Source organism: Pseudomonas sp. NFACC43 (assembly GCF_900119645.1).
Lineage (GTDB): Bacteria > Pseudomonadota > Gammaproteobacteria > Pseudomonadales > Pseudomonadaceae > Aquipseudomonas.
Map to the genome: position 1 here is coordinate 60,175 of NZ_FPKK01000018.1, position 22,109 is coordinate 82,283.

General features: G+C 61.0%; 27 protein-coding genes and 1 pseudogene. 16 read left to right on the top strand and 12 right to left on the bottom strand.

The features are described 5' to 3' along the window. The first annotated feature begins 70 nt into the window (after positions 1–70). Complete coding sequence (locus BT179_RS23660; RefSeq protein WP_072394919.1) at positions 71–679, top strand: TetR/AcrR family transcriptional regulator; 609 nt, start codon at positions 71–73, stop codon at positions 677–679. A 3-nt stretch (positions 680–682) separates the two neighbouring features. Here the strand turns inward: BT179_RS23660 and BT179_RS23665 are convergent, their stop codons facing one another. Next, entirely contained in the window at positions 683–1,630 is a 948-nt protein-coding gene (locus BT179_RS23665; protein WP_072394921.1) for a LysR family transcriptional regulator, read from the bottom strand. A gap of 15 nt (positions 1,631–1,645) precedes the next feature. On the opposite strand from BT179_RS23665, the gene BT179_RS23670 reads away from it, so the two are divergent. Continuing rightward, the gene (locus tag BT179_RS23670; protein WP_072432015.1) at positions 1,646–2,356 is read left to right on the top strand and encodes a CTP synthase C-terminal region-related (seleno)protein; all 711 of its coding nucleotides are present in this window, start codon (positions 1,646–1,648) and stop codon (positions 2,354–2,356) included. Further along, positions 2,353–2,667 carry an antibiotic biosynthesis monooxygenase family protein gene (locus tag BT179_RS23675; protein WP_072432014.1) on the top strand — a complete coding sequence of 105 codons (315 nt, stop codon included), beginning with the start codon at positions 2,353–2,355 and terminating at the stop codon, positions 2,665–2,667. The genes BT179_RS23670 and BT179_RS23675 overlap by 4 nt, the downstream gene beginning before the upstream one ends. A 66-nt stretch (positions 2,668–2,733) precedes the next feature. On the opposite strand, the gene BT179_RS23680 is transcribed toward BT179_RS23675, so the two are convergent. Continuing rightward, a complete protein-coding gene (locus tag BT179_RS23680) occupies positions 2,734–3,060 on the bottom strand; it encodes a DUF2025 family protein (protein ID WP_072394927.1) in 327 nt (108 codons plus the stop codon). A 240-nt stretch (positions 3,061–3,300) separates the two neighbouring features. Between BT179_RS23680 and BT179_RS23685 the strand changes: the two genes are divergently transcribed. The 3 genes from BT179_RS23685 (at position 3,301) to BT179_RS23695 (ending at position 6,121) form a co-directional block, all read left to right on the top strand. Further along, positions 3,301–4,428: a glycerophosphodiester phosphodiesterase gene (locus tag BT179_RS23685; RefSeq protein WP_072394929.1), complete on the top strand. Its 1,128-nt coding sequence runs from the start codon at positions 3,301–3,303 to the stop codon at positions 4,426–4,428. 154 nt (positions 4,429–4,582) lie between these two features. Beyond that, positions 4,583–4,888, top strand: coding sequence for a PepSY domain-containing protein (locus tag BT179_RS23690; RefSeq protein ID WP_072394931.1), 306 nt, complete (start codon positions 4,583–4,585; stop codon positions 4,886–4,888). A gap of 210 nt (positions 4,889–5,098) precedes the next feature. Then, entirely contained in the window at positions 5,099–6,121 is a 1,023-nt protein-coding gene (locus tag BT179_RS23695) for a transporter (RefSeq protein ID WP_072395429.1), read from the top strand. Between the two features lie 104 nt (positions 6,122–6,225). On the opposite strand, the gene BT179_RS27335 is transcribed toward BT179_RS23695, so the two are convergent. Both BT179_RS27335 and BT179_RS27340 read right to left on the bottom strand, forming a co-directional pair. After that, entirely contained in the window at positions 6,226–6,993 is a 768-nt protein-coding gene (locus tag BT179_RS27335; protein ID WP_371128597.1) for a methyl-accepting chemotaxis protein, read from the bottom strand. Between the two features lie 165 nt (positions 6,994–7,158). Beyond that, positions 7,159–7,962, bottom strand: a pseudogene (locus tag BT179_RS27340) (hypothetical protein); the annotation flags it as partial. 98 nt (positions 7,963–8,060) lie between these two features. On the opposite strand from BT179_RS27340, the gene BT179_RS26635 reads away from it, so the two are divergent. From BT179_RS26635 to BT179_RS23710, 3 genes are all read left to right on the top strand, one after another. Then, positions 8,061–8,321 (top strand): hypothetical protein, encoded by a 261-nt coding sequence (locus BT179_RS26635; RefSeq protein ID WP_143007945.1) that lies wholly within the window; start codon positions 8,061–8,063, stop codon positions 8,319–8,321. Positions 8,322–8,368: 47 nt separating this feature from the next. Continuing rightward, complete coding sequence (locus BT179_RS23705) at positions 8,369–8,617, top strand: hypothetical protein (protein ID WP_072394935.1); 249 nt, start codon at positions 8,369–8,371, stop codon at positions 8,615–8,617. Between the two features lie 83 nt (positions 8,618–8,700). Then, the gene (locus BT179_RS23710) at positions 8,701–9,900 is read left to right on the top strand and encodes an MFS transporter (protein WP_072432013.1); all 1,200 of its coding nucleotides are present in this window, start codon (positions 8,701–8,703) and stop codon (positions 9,898–9,900) included. Positions 9,901–9,922: 22 nt separating this feature from the next. Here the strand turns inward: BT179_RS23710 and arfB are convergent, their stop codons facing one another. Beyond that, on the bottom strand, positions 9,923–10,336 hold the full coding sequence (arfB, locus tag BT179_RS23715) for an alternative ribosome rescue aminoacyl-tRNA hydrolase ArfB (RefSeq protein ID WP_072394939.1): 414 nt from the start codon (positions 10,334–10,336) through the stop codon (positions 9,923–9,925). Positions 10,337–10,495: 159 nt separating this feature from the next. After that, positions 10,496–11,911 (bottom strand): amino acid permease, encoded by a 1,416-nt coding sequence (locus tag BT179_RS23720; protein WP_072432012.1) that lies wholly within the window; start codon positions 11,909–11,911, stop codon positions 10,496–10,498. Between the two features lie 938 nt (positions 11,912–12,849). Here BT179_RS23720 and BT179_RS26830 point away from each other — a divergent pair. Beyond that, complete coding sequence (locus BT179_RS26830) at positions 12,850–12,987, top strand: hypothetical protein (protein ID WP_003178782.1); 138 nt, start codon at positions 12,850–12,852, stop codon at positions 12,985–12,987. A 90-nt stretch (positions 12,988–13,077) separates the two neighbouring features. Further along, positions 13,078–14,043 (top strand): CgnE/CgnB domain-containing protein, encoded by a 966-nt coding sequence (locus tag BT179_RS23730; RefSeq protein ID WP_072432011.1) that lies wholly within the window; start codon positions 13,078–13,080, stop codon positions 14,041–14,043. An 82-nt stretch (positions 14,044–14,125) separates the two neighbouring features. Here BT179_RS23730 and rluB read toward each other — a convergent pair whose 3' ends face one another. The 6 genes from rluB to BT179_RS23760 form a co-directional block, all read right to left on the bottom strand. Next, on the bottom strand, positions 14,126–15,340 hold the full coding sequence (gene rluB / locus BT179_RS23735; RefSeq protein WP_072394947.1) for a 23S rRNA pseudouridine(2605) synthase RluB: 1,215 nt from the start codon (positions 15,338–15,340) through the stop codon (positions 14,126–14,128). Positions 15,341–15,483: 143 nt separating this feature from the next. Then, complete coding sequence (locus tag BT179_RS23740) at positions 15,484–15,675, bottom strand: DUF1289 domain-containing protein (RefSeq protein WP_072394949.1); 192 nt, start codon at positions 15,673–15,675, stop codon at positions 15,484–15,486. A 45-nt stretch (positions 15,676–15,720) separates the two neighbouring features. Next, on the bottom strand, positions 15,721–16,656 hold the full coding sequence (gene scpB, locus BT179_RS23745) for an SMC-Scp complex subunit ScpB (protein ID WP_072432010.1): 936 nt from the start codon (positions 16,654–16,656) through the stop codon (positions 15,721–15,723). Positions 16,657–16,667: 11 nt separating this feature from the next. Next, on the bottom strand, positions 16,668–17,366 hold the full coding sequence (locus BT179_RS23750) for a segregation and condensation protein A (protein WP_172834660.1): 699 nt from the start codon (positions 17,364–17,366) through the stop codon (positions 16,668–16,670). A gap of 132 nt (positions 17,367–17,498) precedes the next feature. Beyond that, entirely contained in the window at positions 17,499–18,128 is a 630-nt protein-coding gene (locus tag BT179_RS23755) for an L-threonylcarbamoyladenylate synthase (protein ID WP_072395442.1), read from the bottom strand. A 13-nt stretch (positions 18,129–18,141) separates the two neighbouring features. After that, positions 18,142–18,999 carry a PHP domain-containing protein gene (locus tag BT179_RS23760; protein WP_072394955.1) on the bottom strand — a complete coding sequence of 286 codons (858 nt, stop codon included), beginning with the start codon at positions 18,997–18,999 and terminating at the stop codon, positions 18,142–18,144. A gap of 87 nt (positions 19,000–19,086) precedes the next feature. On the opposite strand from BT179_RS23760, the gene BT179_RS23765 reads away from it, so the two are divergent. The 5 genes from BT179_RS23765 (at position 19,087) to BT179_RS23785 (ending at position 22,053) form a co-directional block, all read left to right on the top strand. Then, positions 19,087–19,683, top strand: a complete 597-nt coding sequence (locus BT179_RS23765) for a septation protein A (RefSeq protein WP_072394957.1) — start codon at positions 19,087–19,089, stop codon at positions 19,681–19,683. Position 19,684: 1 nt separating this feature from the next. Further along, the gene (locus BT179_RS23770; RefSeq protein ID WP_072394959.1) at positions 19,685–19,984 is read left to right on the top strand and encodes a YciI family protein; all 300 of its coding nucleotides are present in this window, start codon (positions 19,685–19,687) and stop codon (positions 19,982–19,984) included. A 212-nt stretch (positions 19,985–20,196) separates the two neighbouring features. Further along, on the top strand, positions 20,197–20,607 hold the full coding sequence (locus tag BT179_RS23775; protein ID WP_072394962.1) for an SH3 domain-containing protein: 411 nt from the start codon (positions 20,197–20,199) through the stop codon (positions 20,605–20,607). A 7-nt stretch (positions 20,608–20,614) separates the two neighbouring features. After that, positions 20,615–21,292, top strand: coding sequence for a response regulator transcription factor (locus BT179_RS23780; RefSeq protein WP_072394964.1), 678 nt, complete (start codon positions 20,615–20,617; stop codon positions 21,290–21,292). A gap of 326 nt (positions 21,293–21,618) precedes the next feature. Then, positions 21,619–22,053, top strand: a complete 435-nt coding sequence (locus BT179_RS23785) for a Spy/CpxP family protein refolding chaperone (protein WP_072394966.1) — start codon at positions 21,619–21,621, stop codon at positions 22,051–22,053. The last annotated feature ends 56 nt before the right edge of the window (positions 22,054–22,109 follow it).

Consider the following 22,109-nt stretch of genomic DNA (forward strand, 5'->3'; position numbering starts at 1 on the left):
CAGACTGCATCACTGCCGACAACAAGTAAACCACTGAGTGTAACTTATCTTTTCTGGACTATTTTTACACATGACCGTACCGCAGCGCCTCACCGACCGAAAACGCGAAGCCATCCTGGAGGCCGCCATTGCCGAATTTCGCAGCAGTGGTTTCGATATCACCAGCATGGACAAGATCGCGGCAACGGCCGGTGTGTCGAAGCGCACGGTGTATAACCACTTTCCGAGCAAGGAAGAACTTTTCGCTGAGATCCTGAACCGGTTATGGAACAGCGTGACGGCAGAGCAGGAAACCGCCTACGACCCCGACAGGCCTCTGCGCGAGCAGCTTCGTCGATTGCTGCAAGCCAAACTGCACATGCTGGCGGACGATAACTTCCTCGACCTGGCGCGCATCGCCATCGCCGCAACGATCCATTCTCCCGAGCGGGCACAGAACATGGTTGCGCGCATGGGACAGCGTGAAGAAGGCCTGACGGCCTGGATTCGCCAGGCCCAGGCCGATGGCCGGTTGAAAGCTGTGGAGCCGGCCTTTGCCGCCCAGCAGATGCACGGGCTGATCAAGACGTTCGCCTTCTGGCCGCAGATTTCCATGGGCCAACCTGGCCTGACCGCTGAGCAACAGACCCAGGTGGTTGAATCGGCCCTCGACATGTTCCTGGCCCATTACCAGCGTTGATACTCAACGCAGCCGCACGCTACGCCCCAGTTCATCGAACAACGTCACCACCGAGCGCAAGGCCCGGCAGTCTGGCCGGGTCAGGAGCCAAAGCGCCGTGTCGTAGCCAGCCAACGGTTCACCCAAGGACGTGAGGCCCTGGGCGTCGTCGACCAGGAAGTCCGGCAGCGCCGCGATGCCCAGGCCGGCGCGCACCAGCTCGGTGACCGAGAGCATGCTGTTGCAGCAATAAGCCGGTATCACGCCGGGAAAATGCTGGCGGCGCCAGGTCACGGTGGGGTGGTCGGGCAGGAAGTCGTCGGGCGCGATCCAGGTCATTGCTGCCAGGTCATCCGAAGTCACAGCGCACAGGTAAGACGGGCTCGCACATACCCGGAAGGTCACATCACCCAGATGTCGGCCGACCAGGTGCTCCGGTGGCGTGCGGGTCAATCGCAATGCGATATCAGCGTCGCGGCGACTCAGGTTGGCGAAGTCGTTGGACGTACTCAGTTCCAGGTGCAACGCCGGATAGGCGGGCATGAACCTCGCCAGAGCAGGCAGTAACAGCGCTTGCAGGACCGAGTCGGTACAGGTCAACCGCACCGTGCCGCTGACCACCTCCCCGCCCTGCTCCACGCCGATACGCGCAGCTTCCAGGGCTTGCTCGGCACGCTCGGCCTGTTCGGACAATGCCTGTGCCAGGCTCGTGGGCAAATACCCGGCACGGCTCTTCTCGAACAGTGGCTGTCCCAGCGACGCCTCAAGCCGACGCACCGAACGAAACACCGTCGATACGTCCACCTGCAACAGCCGTGCGGCCCGAGCCAGGGAGCCGCCACGCACCAGCGCCAGAATCAGGGACAGGTCGGGATAGTCCAGGCGATATTGCGTCGATGCATTGAGCACTTGGGTAAACGCCAATATTGATTGCGTGAACGCCAATCTATAGTGGCGGCCAGGAATCAACAAGCGGCAGGCCTCCCCATGGAAAAACAGCGTCCTTCGCACATCGCCCTTGTCGGCGATCATGACCCGCAGATAATCGCCCACCGGGCCATTCCCCTGGCCCTGGAGATGATTGGCCAGCAAACCGGCCAGCTCGTGAGTTTCCAATGGCTGGCAACGGAATCCATCAGTCATGGGAGCGTTCTGGAAGGCTTCGACGGCATCTGGTGCGTGCCCGGCAGTCCTTACCGAAACGAAACCGGGGCCTTGGACGCCATTCGTTTTGCCCGCGAACAGGGTCGCCCTTTCCTGGGCACCTGCGGCGGTTTCCAACATGCGATGCTGGAATATGCCCGCAACGTCATGGGCTGGGCCGATGCCGTCCATGGCGAAACCGCCCCGCAAGCCGAACGCATCCTGCTGACACCGCTGAGCTGTGCTCTGATCGAAACCATCGACAGCCTTGGGCTCGTAGCGGACTCATTTACGGCCAAGGCTTATGGTCGCCAGACGGTGTTCGAAGGGTATCGGTGCCGCTTCGGCGTCAATCCGCAGTTCGAGAAGGAGCTATTGGACGGACCGCTGTACGCCGTCGCCAGGGATCCGGCCGGCGAGCTGCGCGCCGTGGAACTGCGGGGGCATCCGTTCTTTGTCGCCACGCTGTTCCAGCCTGAGCGCGCGGCCTTGGAAAACCGCATCCCGCCGCTGGTCAATGCATTTGTCGAAGCCTGCCGGAGCGTAGCCCCGTGAGTGAACATTATTACGCCGTTATCTTCACTTCCCTGCGCACCGATGCAGACCAAGACTACGCCGAAGCCGCCGAGCGCATGCTGGCGCTGGCCAGGGAACAGCCGGGTTTTCTCGGCGTCGAATCGGCCCGTGGCGAGGACGGCCTGGGCATCACGGTTTCCTACTGGAGCAGCGAAGCGGCGATCCAGAGCTGGAAGCGGCATCCTGAACATCGTGCAATCCAGGAGCGCGGTCGCGTCACCTGGTACACCCATTTCCACACGCGGGTGTGCAAGGTCGAACGGGAATATGCGTTCCAGCGCCAGGTCTGAGCGCGCTTCTTGCCCCCGTGGTGAGGGACCTGCCCAACACCACGCGATTGCCGATATCCGCCCGGTTCAGCCGTTCACCAACTGACGCACCGCCATGATCTCCGGCAGGTCACTACGTGCCATGTACACCCGCAGGGGTTCGGTAAGGTTGATCCGATCGTCGATGTTCTGGTCCAGCAGCAACTGGATCCGCTCGCGCTTCAGGATCATGGTGCCTTGGGCGGCAGGGGCCCAGACGAATTCGCTGGTGGGGATAATGCCGTCGTCGGCCACGTCCATGCCGAAGGCGTCTTCGCTGAAACGCACGATGTACTGGCCGGTCTTGCGGTTCAGGCCGACAAAACCCTGGAGCTGATCGGCGGCCTGGCAGATGAAGGTCGAAGTGGTGCGCATGGTAAACCTCATGGATGCGTCCCGTGGGACGTCTGATCGATGGTTTACACGCAGGGCAAGCGATTGTGTTCAGGTCTCCCTCTGCCGGGGAAACTGTTGCCGCCAAGAGTACTGCAAAGCCGCCTGAAAAGCCGTGGGAAAAATCTGCTTTACGCAGCTTTGTGTCGGTCTGGCGATAGCGTTCGGCGCATCGAGTTGTTAAAAGATAGGTTTTTGCGAACCTACGAAAGGAACTCGAGCATGCCTGTTACCTTCACCCGCAGCGCCTTGATGTTGAGCCTGTTGCTCGGCTTCGGTCAGACACACGCAGCCGAGGCCTCGACTCCCAAGGCATTGGCGACCCTCCAGGGCATCCCCCATCCGGCAGTGATCGCCCACCGTGGCGCTTCATTCGACGCGCCGGAATCCACCGCCGCGGCCTACAAGCTGGCCCGCGACCTGGGCGCCGATTACCTGGAGCTGGATCTGCAACGCAGCAAGGACGGTGTGCTCTTCGTCCTGCATGATGACAGCCTGCTGCGCACCACGGACGTCGCGACCAGGTTTCCCGAACGCAAGGACAGCCCCGCCAATGCGTTCACCATGGCGGAACTCAAAACCCTCGACGCTGGCAGTTGGTTCAATGCCGCCTACCCGGATCGGGCGCGCCCTGCGTTCGCAGGGCTGAAAATCCTGACCCTCGATGAAGTCATCAACATCGCCGAAGGCAATCCGGCCCAGAAGCCCGGGCTGTACATCGAAACCAAGGAGCCGAAACTGTTCCCGGGTATCGAACGCGACCTGAAGGACAAGCTGCAGGACCGTGGCTGGCTGAGCCCGGCCGGGTCCAAGCTGGCCAAGAGCGCGACCGGCGTGGGCCAGGGCAAGGGCAAGGTGGTCTTGCAGACCTTCGAGAAGAGCAGCCTGGAACTGCTGCACAAAGAAATGCCGAAAGTGCCCAAGGTCCTGTTGCTGTGGGTAGGCGAAGGCAATATCGAGCCAAAATCCAAGGTGACGTTCGCCGAGTCCGGCGAAACGGACAAGGCGGTCTATTACGCCAGGCAGGAGCCCAAGGACCGAGCCGAATTCGAGAAATGGGTACGTTACGCCAAGGACCAGGGCGCCATCGGCACAGGCCCTTCCGCGGCGTTGACCCATGGGGGCAGCCAGAGCTATGCGGACCTGGTACAACCCTGGATGAACCAGTACACCCATGACCAGGGCTTGCTGGTGCACGTCTACACCGTGGACGAAGCCGTGGATTTCAAGAAGGTGATGGATGCCGGCGTGGATGGCATCTTTACCAACCGCGCCAGTGAACTGCTCAAGTACTTCAAGCGTCCTGAGACTGGCAGCGTCGTGCAGTTGCTGGAGAAGAACGGTTACTAAACTACGTCAGCCTATGGGTTGAACACATTGGGCCCATAGGCCTTGTTCTGCGCTTTTCTTGATTCTTTTGAAATTAAGGGTGAATTAAGTTGCCAGAGTTAGCCTGAGCCCACTTAAACAACACACCCTTTCGATGACACCAAGGAAAGAACTTATGAAAACTTTGACTGCCCTGTTCACCGCCGCCGCCCTGACCCTCACCGCTGGCCTGGCCCAAGCGGACGTACGCATCGACCAGGTTCCACAACTGGTCAAGGAAGGCAAGATCAAATCCCTGGAGTCGATGAATGAGGAAGCCCTGAAACTGCACCCGGGCGCCACCATCACCGACACTGACCTGGATAACCACTTCAATGGTTACGAATATGAAGTGGAACTGAAAACCGCCGACGGCAAAGAGTTCGATGTCGACTTCGATGCGACAACCGGCAAAGTCCTCAGCAACAAGCAAGACAGATAATTCGCAGGCAAGACAATAAAAGCCGCACAACTTTCGAGTTGTGCGGCTTTGTTTTTTCCAGGTGAAAGAACTTGTAACTCCATTGCGCAACCCGGCTCTTTCAGGCCATACCCTTGCCGTCCAACTGTCACACAACCATCAAGAAAGCTTGCGATGATGGCCTCAAGTGAACCTGTGGATGCCACAGGCACTTCCCGCCAGCGAGACCTCATGAACCACAGCCTCGACCAAAGCCATCGCGACCCGGACCTGTTCGGCCTGCTCTATGGATTTCGTTTCAAACCCGGCGAACGCGGGCGGGAGATCGACTCGGCGCAGGCCCTGCAATATCTGCAGCAATCGCAAGACGACAATGCATTCCTCTGGCTGCACCTGAACCTGGCCCACGCGGCGTGCGAACGCTGGATGAAAAGCCATCTGCGCCTGCCACAGGAATTTTTCGAAGCCTTGCATGAAGGCTCGCGTTCGACCCGCATCGAGCATGTCGATTCGGCGCTGCTGGCAGTGGTCAACGACGTGGTGTTCAACCTCAGCAGCATGGTTTCCTCGGACGTCTCCACCCTGTGGGTTTGCGTGCACAGCCGATTGATTGTCAGCGCACGCCTGCAACCCCTGCACTCGGTGGACAAGCTGCGCTCTTCGGTCAAGGCCGGCGAATGCTTTCGCTCGCCACTGGAATTGCTCGTGCACTTGCTACGCGATCAGGGCGAAGTGCTGACTCAGATCGTGCGCAAGACCAGCCTCAGCGTCGACCAGATCGAGGATGAGCTGCTGTCGTCGCGACTTTCAACCAACCGCGCCGAACTGGGCGCCAACCGCCGGGTACTGGTGCGTCTGCAACGGCTGCTGGCCCTGGAACCGGGTTCGCTGCTGCGCCTGCTCAACCGCCCGCCGCAGTGGTTGCAGAAAGAAGACGTCAAGGAACTGCGCAAATCCACTGAGGAGTTTGCCCTGATCATCAACGACCTCACCGCGTTGAGCGAGCGGATCAAGCTGCTGCAGGAAGAAATCGCCGCCAATCTCAACGAACAGACCAACCGTTCCCTGTTCACCCTGACGGTGGTCACGGTACTGGCCTTGCCCATCAACATCATCGCCGGTTTCTTTGGCATGAACGTCGGCGGCGTGCCCCTTGCAGACGATCCCGAAGGTTTCTGGGTCCTGGTAGTGCTGGTGGCGACCTTCACACTGATCGCCGGTCGATGGGCGTTCCGTAAGCGACGCGACTATTGAGCCAGGCCTTGCCAACGTCCTGAGGCGACGGTGCGCCGGAATCAGTCGTGGCGAGAGCGATCCCCCCTCGCCACGACTGCGACAGCCTGCCCGGATAAAGCAGGTCAGGCACTCAACCGCGCCGTCACTTCGTTCAACTGCCCCGACAAGCCATGCAGGCCTCTACTGGCGGTTTCAGTGCGCTGTACGTTGTCCAGGTTGGTGCTGGCGATACAGGTGATTTCGGTCAGGTTGCGCGAAATATCCTCGGCCACCGACGTCTGTTCTTCCGCAGCCGTGGCGATCTGGCGGTTCATGTCGCGGATCGCCTCCACAGCCTGGGTGATACGTTCGAGCATGGCTCCAGCCTGGGTCACCTGTTGCACGCTTTCCTCGCTGCGGGTCTGGCCGCTTTCGATGGCCTGGGCCGCGTCCACCGCGCCGGTTTGCACGGTCTGGATGATCTGGTTGATCTCGATGATGGAAGAGGCCGTACGCTGCGCCAGGCTGCGCACTTCATCGGCCACTACCGCGAAGCCGCGCCCGGCCTCACCGGCACGGGCCGCTTCGATGGCCGCGTTGAGGGCCAGCAGATTGGTTTGTTCGGCGATGCCGCGAATTACTTCGAGCACTTTGCCGATGCGCCCGCTGTCGGTTTCCAGCTGGCGGATCACCGTGGCGGTATTGGCGATTTCGCCGCGCATGCGTGTGATGGTATGGATGGTTCCCTGCATGACCTTCTCGCCCTGCTGCGCCGAATGATCGGCATCGTCGGCCGCCCGCGCGGCGTCGGCGGCGTGGCGCGCCACCTCCTGGGCAGTGGCGGACATCTCGTTCATCGCCGTGGCGACCTGGTCGGTACGTTCGAATTGCTCGTTGGTGCCCTGGCTCATCAGGCCGGCGATGGCATTGAGTTCGCCGCTGGCGCTGTCCAGCTCCGAAGCACTGCGCTGCAAGCGCGAGAAAGTTTCGGCGAGAAAATCACGCAAGGTATTGGCCGCCAGGGCCAGGTCGCCCAGTTCATCCTGGCGGTGGCTGACCACTCGCTCGGCGAAACGGCCGCGGCTCAGTTGAGTCACGTATGCAATCAGGCTCCGGATGGGCTGTACCAGGTTGCGATTGACCAGCCACAGGCTGAACACACCAATCAGCAGGCCCGACACCAGCATGATTGCGGTGCCCGACAGGATCGTTCGATCGGCACCGGCACTGATCAGCACCGACTGCTCCTTGCTCAGCTTGCGAAGCTCGATGACCAGTTCGCTCATCTGCTCGCTGGTTGCGCGGTCGACACCCTTGACTGCGGCGTCGCCTGCCGCCGCATCGCCGCCCGCAGCGACGAAAGCATCACGGCCCTTCTGATAGGCCGCGCCCAACTGACGATGTTCGCTGCGCAATTGTTCAAGGCGGGTCTTGATGGTTGCCGGTACACCTTCGCGCCCGATCAATTCTCCCAGGATCCCCTGGACATCGCGCTGGCGATCCTCGAACTGCTTCCAGTACTTATCCAGGTCCGCCGGTTGCTTGCCACGCAACAGCACGTTTTTCCACTCCTGGACCTGCACCTTGAATTGCAGGTTGGCCTCATCGATCAACTGCGAGGCGCGCAGCGGCCCATCGATCAGGCTTCGATAGTTCTGGATGCCATCGGAAAGGAAATGAAAGGACGCCAGGGCGATCAGCAACATCGCCAGCAGGCTCCCGCTCAGCAGAGCAAGAATCTGGGCTCTCAGGGATTTTTGCAGAAACATGGAGGCAGCTCTCCAGGAAGTGATAAGGCCAGGCCCCGAACAGTGCGTCCGGACTTCCTTGTCTCGCGCAAGCCATGTCACGGCATGAATGCGGGGATATGTCTTGAACATCGACCTGTCATCCGCGTTCTTGAGCGCTTGCGATCACCGTTCATCCGATTGTTGGCGCCTGACGGCGGGCTTGCATAGGCCTGTCTGGACAAGCCCTTTTGTCGGCCGAACGGGATTTAAAAGTCTTTTTGTCATTTCTCCTGCTGTATCCTGCCCAGGCTTTGAAAAAGCGCGGATCTACCCGATCTGTCAACAGACTTTGCGAGGAGCGCGATATGCACGAGATTCCCAATCTCCCCTTCCCAAGCCTGCACGAAACTGAGCAGACGACCACGCGACAAGCTGGGGGGCAACCTGACGCCCGCCAACCCGAGCCCAAAGAAGCCGCCGAACGCCGCCAGGCCGACAGCGAAAACTGATTCACACTGATCCAGCCGCAACACCAGACCGTGTGGAAAACGCTAAGATGCGTTTTCCACACTGCCTGAACCCGAGTCCCGCCATGACCGACGACACATCTACCTTCAGCGAAGCCCAGGCCAGCGTACTGATCGGCACCGCCGAGAAAATGGTCGATGTCTGGACACGCCTTTCCCCCGAGAAACAGGCTGCGCTGCTGGCGCGTTTCGGTAGCGAGGAAAATGCCATCGCCGCCCTGGTGACCACGCAACTGGTAGCCGGGAAAGACGACGACGGATCGGCGAGGGGCAAATAGTTCTACTTTTTCACGCCTGGATACCACGTCCGCCGTTATCATAAGCAGCCTATCTATTTCGCTGTTCCGTGGACCCTTTCCCCATGTCAGATTCCCAGCGCCCCCTGGCGGTCACGCTGCAAGTCGTTTCCATCGTCCTGTTCACCTTCATTGGCTACCTGAACATCGGCATTCCCCTGGCCGTGCTGCCCGGTTTCGTCCACGGCGAGCTGGGGTTCGGCGCGGTCATCGCCGGGCTGGTGATCAGCGTCCAGTACCTGGCGACACTCCTCAGCCGTCCTTACGCCGGTCGAATCATCGACAACCTCGGCAGCAAGCGCGCCGTCATGTTCGGCCTTGCCGGGTGCGGGCTGAGCGGTGTATTCATGCTGGTATCCGCCTGGACCCATGAGTTGCCGACCCTGAGCCTGATCAGCCTGCTCATCGGGCGCCTGGTGCTGGGGAGCGCGGAAAGCCTGGTAGGTTCGGGCTCGATTGGCTGGGGCATCGGCCGGGTCGGCGCGGCGAATACCGCCAAGGTGATTTCCTGGAACGGCATCGCCAGCTACGGCGCGCTGGCGATTGGCGCCCCGCTGGGGGTGTGGTTGGTCAAGTCCCTGGGCCTCTGGAGCATGGGCGTCAGCATCATCCTGCTGGCGGTGCTGGGGGTGGCATTGGCCTGGCCGAAAACCGCCGCGCCCATCGTCGCTGGCGAACGGCTGCCCTTCATGCATGTGCTGGGACGCGTCCTGCCGCATGGTAGCGGCCTGGCCTTGGGCTCCATCGGCTTTGGCACCATCGCAACGTTCATCACGCTGTATTACGCGACGCAACATTGGGATAACGCAGTGTTGTGCCTGAGCCTGTTCGGCGCCTGCTTCATCGGGGCACGCTTGCTGTTCGGCAACCTGATCAACCGTCTGGGCGGTTTCCGCGTGGCGATTGCCTGCCTGTCGGTGGAGACCCTGGGCCTGCTGCTGTTGTGGCTGGCACCCGATGCCCATTGGGCATTGGCGGGCGCGGCGTTGAGCGGGTTCGGCTTTTCCCTGGTATTTCCGGCCCTGGGGGTGGAAGCGGTCAACCTGGTACCGGCTTCCAGCCGCGGCGCGGCGGTGGGTGCCTATTCGCTGTTCATCGATTTATCGCTGGGGATCACCGGACCGTTGGCTGGGGCCATTGCCGCGGGTTTTGGCTTTGCCTCGATCTTTCTGTTCGCTGCGTTGGCGGCCCTGGGCGGGCTGGCATTGAGCATCTATCTGTACCGACAGGCGCCGAGGTATCGCGAGGAACGGGAGCGAATCTAGTGGGCTACCCTCTAGTATCCTATTAGAAGTCCACCTTACCGCGCCCGGCCTTGATCGAGCCGCGACGGGTCTTGGATTCCAGGCGACGGGTCTTGGAGCCCAGGGTCGGTTTGGTCGGGCGACGCTTCTTCTCCACCTTGATGGCACCGAGAATCAGTTCGGTCAGGCGCGCCAGGGCGTCAGCCCGGTTCTGTTCCTGCGTGCGGTACTGCTGGGCCTTGATGACCAGCACACCGTCGCCGGTAATGCGGCTGTCGCGCAGGGCCAGCAACCGTTCCTTGTAGAACTCGGGCAAGGACGAGGCCGGAATGTCGAAGCGCAAGTGCACGGCGCTGGACACCTTGTTGACGTTCTGCCCGCCGGCGCCCTGGGCACGGATGGCCGTCAATTCGATCTCGGCGTCCGGAATGTGCACTGTGTTGGAAATCACCAGCATGGGAAAGGGTCCGGTATCAGGACGCTCAGGATACCCCGAATACCCCAGACAACGCCTAACCCTGTGGGAGCGAGCTTACTCGCGATTGCAGTGTGTCAGTCACCCTTGATATTGCTGACCCACCATCGCGAGCGAGCTCGCTCCCACAGGGTTTCGTGCTTACTTGGCAGGCGCCACGACCAATTCCTGCCTGGCACTGCGCTTGTTCTTGACCAGGTAGCAGACCCACATGAACGCCACCCACACCGGAATCGCATAGACCGAGATCTGGATACCGGGGATCAGCAACATCACGCCCAGGATGAACACCACGAACGCCAGGCAGATGTAGTTGCCGTAGGGATACCACAGCGCCTTGAACAGCGGTGTCTGGCGGGCCTGGTTCATGTGCTGGCGGAACTTGAAATGCGAGTAGCTGATCATCGCCCAGTTGATCACCAGGGTCGCGACCACCAGGGACATCAGCAACTCCAGCGCGTGTTGCGGAATCAGGTAGTTGAGCAACACCGCCACCAGGGTCACCGCCGCCGAGGCAAGGATCGAGCGCACCGGCACGCCACGCTTGTCGATCTTGGCCAGCATGGCAGGCGCGTCTCCCTGCTCGGCCATGCCCAGCAGCATGCGGCTGTTGCAATAGGTGCCACTGTTGTACACCGACAACGCGGCGGTCAGCACCACGAAGTTGAGGATGTGCGCCGCGGTGTTGCTGCCCAGCATCGAGAACACCTGTACGAACGGACTGCCGCTGTAGGCATCGCCGGAGGCGTTGAGGGTGCTCAACAGGCTGTCCCAGGGGGTCAGGGACAACAGCACCACCAGGGCACCGATATAGAAAATCAGGATCCGGTAGATCACCTGGTTGATGGCCTTGGGAATCACGGTCTTCGGTTTGTCGGCTTCGGCGGCGGTAAAGCCGAGCATTTCCAGGCCACCGAAGGAGAACATGATGATCGCCATCGCCATCACCAGGCCGCTCACGCCGTTGGGGAAGAATCCGCCATGGCTCCACAGGTTGGTCAGCGAGGCTTGCGGCCCGCCATGACCGCTCACCAGCAGGTAGCTGCCCAGGGCAATCATGCCGACAATCGCCACGACCTTGATGATGGCGAACCAGAATTCGGCCTCGCCGAAGACTTTGACGTTAGCCAGGTTGATGGCGTTGATCAGGATGAAAAATGCTGCCGCCGAGGCCCAGGTCGGGATGTCCGGCGCCCAGTAGTGGATGTACTTGCCCACCGCCGTCAGCTCGGACATGCCCACCAGGATATACAGAATCCAGCAGTTCCAGCCCGACAGGAAGCCCGCGAAACCGCCCCAGTACTTATGGGCGAAGTGACTGAAGGAACCGGCTACCGGCTCCTCGACGATCATTTCGCCCAACTGGCGCATGATCATGAATGCGATGAAGCCGCAGATGGCATAGCCCAGGATCATCGACGGGCCGGCCGACTTCAGCACCCCCGCCGATCCGAGGAACAGGCCGGTGCCGATTGCGCCACCGAGGGCGATCAGTTGAATGTGTCGATTTTTCAGGCCGCGTTTCAGCTCGCCTGAATGCGAGTTTTGTCCACTCATGAAAAAGGTCTCACGCAAGGTTTGATGATGTTCGTCAGGACGTTGCCACTCGAATCGGATTTCAAGCGGCGCCGATCAAACCCCAGCGCAGGCACCAGGAATTCAGCGTTCTTACAACGGTCATGCGTCACCTGTTTGTTTTTATCTGTGACGAAATCGAACCCGACACGCTTGTGGCGTGGCGGAGTGAACAAGGCGGATAACCTTGAAGGTGCGTGGGTACGCGAAGGGTCACAGTAAAACGCGGCGCATTGTACACCGCCGACCCCCTGCTGCCAGACACCACCGGATCAGCGTGTCATTTGCCGGGATCGCATGAGGCCGCCTCGAAGATCCCGGGCGGCTGCGAATCAAGGTCCAGGCCCTTGCGAGCCCTCGAAGTGAGCGACGTGGAAACACCACGACGCAAGGGATGGAGTTGAGCTACGGCGTTCATTGCGCCTCCTTCTTGTTATGCACCTGCACGACAGGCATGGAGCGCATCTCACCTTTCCTGTCGTGAGGAAACAAGCACTGGAACCCCTTTTGATCGAGCGCCGTGCGGCTGCCCTGGAATCTTTTTCTTACATGCCTTGAAGGCCGTGTCAGGAGGCGGATGAACGGCGTCTTTTCGTCATTATTTCTTTACAGAGCGTAACGCAGAATTTCCACATGGGAATTTCTTGTAAGACGTCTGCAAATTGACGGTAGGAAGCTTCCTAATTAAAAAACATTTCCAGGTGACTGTTTTTTCAGGGTAAAAAAATCACTGAAAATGGAATAAAAAGTTTATTCACGAAAAATAGAAAAATTTTTTTTGCATTCCAAAAAACCCTCGACTAGGTTTTAGCGACTTGCCAAGGCATCTGCCGGCAAGCCTTTGCGAGGCCACTTCCAGTCAGTTCTCACTCACCGGAACGCTGCGCAAATTTCCGTAAAAGTCATCTAGGAGATTCACTATGCAAGCACTGGACAAGGACTTGGAAACCGAACTGCAACTGGACGAATGGTTTGAAGCGCCAACCCATGAAGCCGCCGTTGAAATGATGCAAGCCGATGCCGTCGTTCCGTTCGGCACGGCGATGTGGCCTCTGTAAGCACGACCCGGCGGAGGTGATCCGGCCGGTCGGCTCCGCCACTTTTTCGGGTTGTCAGGAAGTCAATCAATCTGTCAGGGAAGAATAAGCATGGACACGCAACGAGCCATCTCACATTTCCTTTACTACCTCGAACACCACCCCGCCCTGGCCGGCATCCAGCCCGCCAAGGTGCTACTCGGCCACACCGCTGACTATGAAGCACTGACCGGTGCCATCGCCGAACAGGCAGCAAGCAGCTCGCCTTTGCGGTTCAGCGCCATGCGCCTGGACCTCGAGACCACGGAGCGTGTGTCCAAGGCAATTGCCCAAAGCGACCTCTACATTTTCTTCTATGACTCCTCCACCCTGCCCAACCCGCGCCCCGACGGTCCGGACTTTGTCCGTGCGCTGCAAGGCGTGATGGCGGATAACTGGAGAAAATCGCTGCTGTTCAAGGACTATGGCGATTATTTCTATGACACCTTCAGCGTCATCCCACAACGCATCGCGGGACTCAACAGCCACCTGATCCGGCGCATGTCCCAAGCGACCACGCTGAGTTTCCAGGATGACCACGGCTCGTATTTCGACACTGCCCTGAGCAGCGTGAAAAAATGGACCGACATCAACGGCGTCGGCAACTTCGACCTGGCGCCGGGTGAAATCGCCACCCACAGCGACACCATCAATGGGCAGGTAAAATTTCTCGGCACCTTCCTCAGCACTATTCCGTTCGCGCGCAAGTATGGTGTGCTGCAATCACCGCTGGAGCTGTGGATCGAAGACTCCACCATCCGGAAGATCGCCACCGACGTACCGGGTCTGGAACACGATTTCAACCGGTACCTGGACGCCAATCCGTCCAACCGTCGCATCGAGGAACTGGGCATCGGCACCAACGAAGGGGTCAAGAGCCTCTACGCCCGCAACGCCGGTTTCGAGGAGCGTCATTGCGGCCTGCACCTGGGGCTCGGCGGCGGCGCCAAGGGCAGTCATCACCTGGATCTGATTTTCGAGAGCGGTGTGCTGGCGCTGGACAACGAACCCATGTTCGACGGGCGCTTCGTGTTTTAAGAGAAACGTTGCACGTGGGGCAAAAAAAAACGCCAACCCAACGGTTGGCGTTTTTTCATGCCGCGTGTGGCTTGGAACGGCCTCACTCCGGTTTGCGACGTCCAAATCCAGGACGCTGGCCGCTGCCGGCCGGGGCGCCACGGCGCTTGCCAGACGGCGTATCGCGATCAACCAGGGTGATACCCGGGCGTTTCTTCGAGGTTGGCTTGGCCGGACGCTTGACGTCAGCCGGACGCTCAGCCACTGGCGTGCCCCGACCTTCGCCACGCTCGGTACGGCCAATGGCCGGACGTGGCGTACGCGGGCCGCGTTCGCCGTCCTGGCGAGGCCCAGGCTTGCGGGCCGGGCGTTCGCCTTCGAGCTGCGGCTCGCGGGGCGCGCGCGGAGCCGTTGCGCCATCGGCCGCAGGGCGCAGGGTGCGCACACGTTCGGTCTTGCCCATCGGACGGGAGGACTTGCGCTGCATCCGCTCCAGCTTGTCCTTGCTCTTGGCGGTCATCTGCGGCATGGCCACAGGCTTGAGGCCCACCTCGGCCGCCAGGATGTCGACTTCCTGCTGGCTCATTTCGCGCCAGCGGCCCATCGGCAGGTCGGAGTTGAGGAACACCGGACCGAAACGCACACGCTTCAGCCGGCTCACCACCAGCCCCTGGGACTCCCACAGACGCCGGACTTCACGGTTACGGCCTTCCATGACCACGCAGTGGTACCAGTGGTTGAAACCTTCACCGCCCGGTGCCTGCTTGATGTCGGTGAAACGCGCCGGGCCGTCTTCCAGCACCACGCCGGCCTTCAGGCGCTCGATCATCTCATCGTCGACTTCACCACGGACCCGCACGGCGTACTCGCGGTCCATCTCGTAGGACGGGTGCATCAGGCGGTTGGCCAGTTCACCGTCGGTGGTGAACATCAGCAAGCCTGTGGTGTTGATGTCCAGGCGACCGATGTTGATCCAGCGGCCTTCCTTTGGGCGCGGCATCTTGTCGAACACGGTCGGACGGCCTTCCGGGTCGTCACGGGTGCAGATCTCGCCGTCGGGCTTGTTGTACATGATCACGCGGCGCACCGTTTCGGCGGCCTCTTCGCGCTTGATCACCTTGCCATCGATGGTGATGGCGTCATGCAAGTCGACGCGCAGGCCCAGGGTGGCCTCCTTGCCGTTGACCTTGATCCGGCCCTGGGTGATCCAGGCTTCCACGTCGCGGCGCGAGCCGACGCCGATACGGGCGAGGACTTTTTGCAGTTTCTCGCCTGCGGGGCCGATTTCCTGGGTGTCGTTCTGGTCTTGGTCTTTCATGCTGGGCACCTCCCGGTGTGTTCCGGTCAGGTCAGGCCTGACGCTTTGAAAACGGGTCGTTCGGCGAAGGGTTCGCCAAAGGGTCGCGAATCATACGCCCGTTCAGGCGTTTGCGCATCACAGACTAGCTGATCGATACACCGTCAACGCTTTTTCCGCCGACCGGTGCTGCCCAACCTGATCAGCCGCAACGCCGCCTCGGCGAGCACGGTGCGCTTGTCGTCCTTGTCGAGTTTCTTCCAGGCCTTGATCTCGCGCTTGCTGCGGCCACAGCCGATGCAGATGTCATCGTCGAACTTGCAGAGGCTGATGCAGGGGTCTTTAGTGGAACTCATGGTCATTTCCTGCTGGCACTGCCGCTCCGACGGGATGCAGCCTGATCAGTCGTCGAGCTGGCGCCGCTCGTTTTCGATCGCTTCGGCCAGCGCGCGGGCTTCGGCCTCTTCTTCACTCAGCTCGGGTTCGGGCTCGCGCGGTTCAAGGGCGGCCACGGCAGCCAGCAGCTTCTCCCGGGCTTCGGCCACGCCAAGGATATCCTGCTCGGGTTCGGCCTGGGGTTCGCTTTCAATGCCAGGCGCCTCCTCTTCCGTTACCGGTGGACCGTCACGCAGCAGGTCATCGAAATCGGTCTTGAGGCCTTCTTCCATTGTGTCCAGTTCCAGCAACAGCGAATGGAAACTGGTTTCTTCCCTGGGCTCCTCCGGTTCGGCGCTGGCATCGGCCAGTTCCTGCAGACCTGGAGGCACGGGGGCGTCGTCGAACTCCAGCACTGGTTCGGGCTCCAGCTCACGCAGTTCGGCCAACGGTGGCAGCTCGTCCAGGTTCTTCAGGTTGAAGTGGTCGAGGAATGCCTTGGTAGTGGCGAACATCGCCGGCTTGCCGGGTACATCGCGATAACCCACCACGCGGATCCACTCACGCTCCAGCAACGTCTTGACGATATGGCTGTTCACCGCCACGCCGCGGACATCCTCGATTTCGCCCCGAGTGATCGGCTGGCGATAGGCAATCAACGCCATGGTTTCGAGCATGGCCCGGGAGTAGCGCTGCGGTCGCTCTTCCCACAGGCGTCCGACCCAGGGCGCGAATTTCTCGCGGATCTGCAGGCGGTAGCCGGAAGCCACTTCCTTGAGTTCGAAGGCCCGTCCCTCGCAGGACTTGCCCAACAGCGCCAAGGCTTTCTTGAACACGGCCGGCTCCGGCCGCTCGCCTTCCTCGAAGAGTTCGAACAGGCGCTCCATCGATTGCGGCTTTCCCGAAGCCAATAGGAAAGCTTCAAGCAAGGGCGCCAGTTCACGGGGTTCAGTCAGATTCATCGATTCGCTCGTTATTCGGCTCGTGCCCGCACATGGATCGCGGCGAACGGCTCATTCTGCACCAGCTCGACCAAGGATTCCTTGACCAGTTCCAGGATCGCCATGAAGGTCACCACGACTCCCAAGCGCCCTTCCTCGACGGTGAACAGCTCCACGAACGGCACGAAGCCGCCGCCCTTGAGCCGCTCCAGCACATCGCTCATGCGCTCGCGGGTGGACAACGCTTCGCGGCTGACCTGGTGGCTTTCAAACATATCGCCGCGGCGCAGGACTTCAGCCATGGACATCAGCAGTTCTTCCAGACTCACGTCCGGCAACAATTTGCGCGCCCGCGCTTCTGGCGCATCGAGCTTGGGTACCACCACATCCCGGCCGACCCGGTTCAAGCCATCGAGACCTTCGGCCGCGACCTTGAAACGTTCGTACTCCTGCAAGCGGCGGATCAACTCGGCGCGGGGATCGTCCTCTTCTTCCTCGACCTCGGCCGAGCGTGGCAGCAGCATGCGCGACTTGATCTCCGCGAGCATGGCCGCCATGACCAGGTATTCGGCCGCCAGTTCCAGGCGTACCGACTGCATCAGCTCGACGTAGCCCATGTACTGGCGCGTGATCTCCGCCACCGGAATGTCGAGGATATTGATGTTCTGTTTGCGGATCAGGTAGAGCAGCAGGTCGAGGGGCCCCTCGAAAGCTTCGAGGAATACTTCCAGCGCATCCGGCGGAATGTACAAGTCCAGGGGCATTTCCATGACCGCCTGGCCATAGACCATGGCGAACGGCAGCTCCTGCTGGGCGCCTGCCTGGCTGTCGGTCGTGTCCACCACGGTCTCCACAGCCGACATTCAGGCCTCGACCATGAACGGCGTCGGGTCGCCGCAGCCCACGCGCACCACTTGCGGCTCACCGTCGGCCAGGTTGATCACGGTGGAGGCCTTCATGCCGCCGAAACCGCCGTCGATGATCAGGTCCACCTGATGTTCGAGCACCTGGCGAATTTCATAGGGATCGGTCATCGGCTCGGTCTCGCCGGGCATGATCAGCGTCACGCTCATCAGCGGCTCGCCCAGTTCCGCCAGCAAGGCCAGGGCAATGGGATGGCTCGGCACGCGCAGGCCGATGGTGCGTTTCTTCGGGTGCAACAACAGCCGCGGTACTTCACGGGTGGCGTTGAGGATAAAGGTGTAAGGCCCCGGCAAATGGGCCTTGAGCAGGCGGAAGGTGCCGGTATCGATCTTGGCGAACAGGCCCAGCTGCGACAGATCGCTGCAGATCAACGCGAAATTGTGCTTGTCGTCCAATTGGCGCAGGCGTCTGACCCGCTCCACGGCGTTCTTGTCGCCAATCTGGCAGCCGATGGCGTAGGAAGAGTCGGTGGGATAGACCACCACGCCACCGCTACGAATGATTTCCACCGCCTGCTTGATCAGGCGCGCTTGCGGGTTTTCCGGATGAATCTGGAAAAATTGACTCACGTGTTCTACCTGTTCAGACGGCGACGGGATCATGTTTGAATCTACACCAAAGCGGTGGCAGATCTTCGGGTAGCGGGCGGTACTCGCCTATCTCGGACCAGCCCCCCGGGCCATGGAAATCACTGCCGGCGGTCACCAACAGCCCGAATTCCCGGGCCAGGATCGCCAGGCTGCCGACCTGTTCGGCCGGCTGGTGGCCATTGACCACCTCGATGGCATGGCCCCCTGCTTGAATATAGTCGGCTATCAGGCGGCGGCGTTTGCTACGGGTGAAATCATAATGCCAGGGATGCGCCAGGCTGACCCAGGCACCGGCGGCCCGCAGGGTTTCGACGGTTTCCTCCAGCGTCGGCCAATGTTGCTTGACGTCCCCCAGCTTGCCGGCCCCCAGCCATTTGCGGAAGGCGTCGGCGCGGTCCTTGACGAACCCCTCGCGCACCATCCAGTCGGCGAAGTGCGGCCGGGCCGGTGCGTTGCCGCTGTCCCCCAGCTCCTGCTGGATCTGCCGCGCGCCCTCCAGGGCGCCAGGCATGCCCTTGAGGGCCAGCTTGCGGCCGATCTCTTCGGCACGCAGCCAGCGGCCGTCGCGCAATTGCGCGATGGCACGGACCAGCGACGGTGCGTCGACATCGAAACCATAGCCCAGCACGTGAATGGTCGCCCCACCCCATGTGCAGGACAATTCGACGCCGTTGATCAGTTGCATGCCCAGGGCCGTCGCCGCGCCACGGGCCTCTTCGAGGCCCTCGAGGGTGTCGTGATCGGTCAGGGCCAGGACTCGCACGCCGTGCTCGAACGCCCGCGCCACCAGAACCGCAGGCGCCAGGGCGCCATCGGAGGCCGTGCTATGGCAGTGCAAATCAACATTCACGGGGGTGTGTTACCTCGAATCAGCTGGCCCTATCGCGGCCAAGGATGTTTGTTATTATGCCGCCACATCCTGCTTCTGGCTGCCATTGTGAAACAATTCATCGACTTCATCCCGCTCCTGCTGTTCTTCATCGTCTACAAACTTGATCCCCGGGCCATCGACATTGCCGGTCAGTCATTGACCGTAGGCGGCATCTACAGCGCCACCGCGGTACTGATCATCAGCTCCGTGGTGGTCTATGGAGCGCTGTTCGTGTCCCAGCGCAAACTGGAAAAAAGCCAGTGGCTGACCCTGATCGCCTGCCTGGTGTTCGGCAGCCTGACCCTGGCCTTCCACAGCGAAACCTTCCTCAAGTGGAAAGCACCGGTGGTCAACTGGCTGTTCGCCCTGGCCTTCATCGGCAGCCACTTCATCGGTGATCGCCTGCTGGTCAAGCGCATCATGGGCCACGCCGTGAACCTGCCGGACCTGATCTGGACCCGGCTCAACATCGCCTGGATCGCCTTTTTCCTGTTCTGCGGCGCGGCCAACCTGTTCGTTGCGTTCACGTTCCAGCAATACTGGGTCGACTTCAAGGTATTCGGCAGCCTGGGCATGACGCTGTTGTTCCTGGTCGGCCAAGGTATCTACCTGTCCCGCCATCTGCACGATGCCGACCCCACCACGCCAAAAACCGAGGACTGACATGCTCTACGCAATCATTGCCACCGACGTCGCCAATTCCCTGGAAAAACGCCTGGCCGCCCGCCCGGAGCACCTGGAACGCCTGCAACAGCTCAAGGCCGAAGGTCGTGTCGTGCTGGCCGGCCCGCACCCGGCGGTGGACAGCAACGACCCGGGCGCCGCCGGCTTCACCGGCAGCCTGATCGTGGCCGAGTTCCCTTCCCTGGCCGATGCCCAGGCCTGGGCCGAAGCCGATCCGTTCGTGACCGCCGGCGTCTACGCCAATGTCGTGGTCAAGCCGTTCAAGCAAGTCATGCCGTGACCCTTCGCGCAGTGAGCCTGGGTGGCTCATTGCGCTCAATTGCTCATTATTCTCGTTTGCCTGCCGACAACCTGCCCAGGCTTGGGCTTTGTACAAAAAGTGCCTTCGCGACGATCTGGCTGCGTTGATAACGGGCTTGCCTGATCATGCGCTCGGCGACTTTTCGTACAAAGCCTATTCTGTCTAATCTCGACTGGAATTCAGGAGTGGCAATGCGCAAAGGTCCGTTGTGCCTGTTATGGATCACGTTGGCGATCGGGACACCCGCCCACGGGGAAGACCACACCGAGGGCAGTCACTCGACGCCCCTGTCCCTGAGCGCAGGCGGCCAGCTCACCGAACTGCAGCAACGCTTGAAGGACAGCGAGCGAGTACGCGAAGAGCTTACCCAACAATTGCAGAACGCCAACAACGAACGTGAAAGCGCCCTGGTGAGCCGCTTGCGCCAGGAGAACCAGCGCCTGAAGCTGCAACTCAAGGAAGCCCAGGCCAGCCCGCTGCCACGCCTGCTGACCGACCAGCAGCAGTGGTTCGTCATCGGCGCCGGGGTAGCGCTATTGGCCGTACTCTGCGGTATCTTTGCCAGCGGTGGACGTAGACAACGTCGGCAATGGCTAAATTGAGTGATTCATGAGCGAGCTGTTACTGATTGATGATGACCAGGAGCTGTGCGAGCTTCTGGGCAGTTGGCTGGGCCAGGAGGGTTTCCTGGTACGGGCCTGCCATGACGGCCAGAGTGCCCGCAAGGCCCTGGCCGAAACCGCACCGGCGGCGGTGGTACTGGATGTGATGCTGCCCGACGGCAGCGGACTGGAACTGCTCAAGCAATTGCGCAGTGATCATCCCGAGCTGCCGGTGCTGATGCTTTCGGCCCGTGGCGAACCCCTGGACCGTATCCTCGGCCTGGAGCTGGGCGCTGACGATTACCTGGCCAAACCCTGCGATCCGCGGGAACTGACCGCCCGCCTGCGCGCAGTGCTGCGCCGCAGCCACCCCACCGCCGTATCCAGCCAGATCGAACTGGGTGACCTGACGTTCAGTCCGGTACGGGGCGTGGTCAGCATCGATGAACAGGAACAGACGCTTACCGTATCCGAAAGCCGCCTGCTCGAAGCGCTGCTCAAGCAGCCGGGCGAGCCGCTGGACAAACAGGAACTGGCGCAGATTGCCCTGGGCCGCAAGCTGACCCTGTACGACCGCAGCCTCGACATGCACGTGAGCAACCTGCGCAAGAAGATCGGTCCCCACCCTGACGGCCGGCCGCGCATCGTTGCCCTGCGCAGTCGGGGCTATTACTACAGCCTCTGAACACTGCACCGATTCCTTGCCTGGACCGAGGCCATGATGCCTTTGTGGGGAGGGCGTTTTATCCCTGGTGGGGGGCGAAGCGCTCCCAAGGCGTGCCTGCCTTGCGATGTATCGGATAAACACAGGGGGGCCGCTACGCGGCCCGACGGGGATAAATCCCCTCGCCGCAATCATCTGCTTGTCACAGCTTGCGCTTCGACCGTTTTGTAAGCCCGTCACCAGGACCTCTTTACCCAAGCTTTACCCTGCGCTGACCGCCGCTGACCTTGATCTGCGTAATCTGCACTCATCCGGAACTGACCGGGAACGAGACAAGGAGATACACCATGCGCAAGACTCTCATCGCTCTGATGTTCGCAACCGCCCTGCCTACCGTCGCCATGGCCATGCCGGAAGGCGCCGGTCCGATGGGGCCGATGGACGGCCCGCGTCACGGCCAGATGCACGACAAAGGTCCGTACAGCCAACTGGACCTGACCCCCGAACAGCGCCAGCAGATCCGTCGGATCATGGGCGAACAGCGCCACGAACGCCGGGAGCTGGTCGAGAAGTACCTGGCGAAGCTATCGCCGGCCGACCAGAAGGCCATGCAGGATGAAGTGAAGGCTCGCCACGAGAAAGTCGATGCCCAGATCCGCGGCCTGCTCAAACCTGAACAGCAGAAAGAGTTCGACGCGATCCAGAAGAAACAGGCCGAGCGTCGCGCCGAATGGGCTGAGTTCAAGGCCTGGAAAGCGCAACAGCCACAAAAAGCGCAATAATGCGCTGATGCATCCCGGCCCAACGGTTGATGACCGTTGGGCTTTCTTTGTTTTCG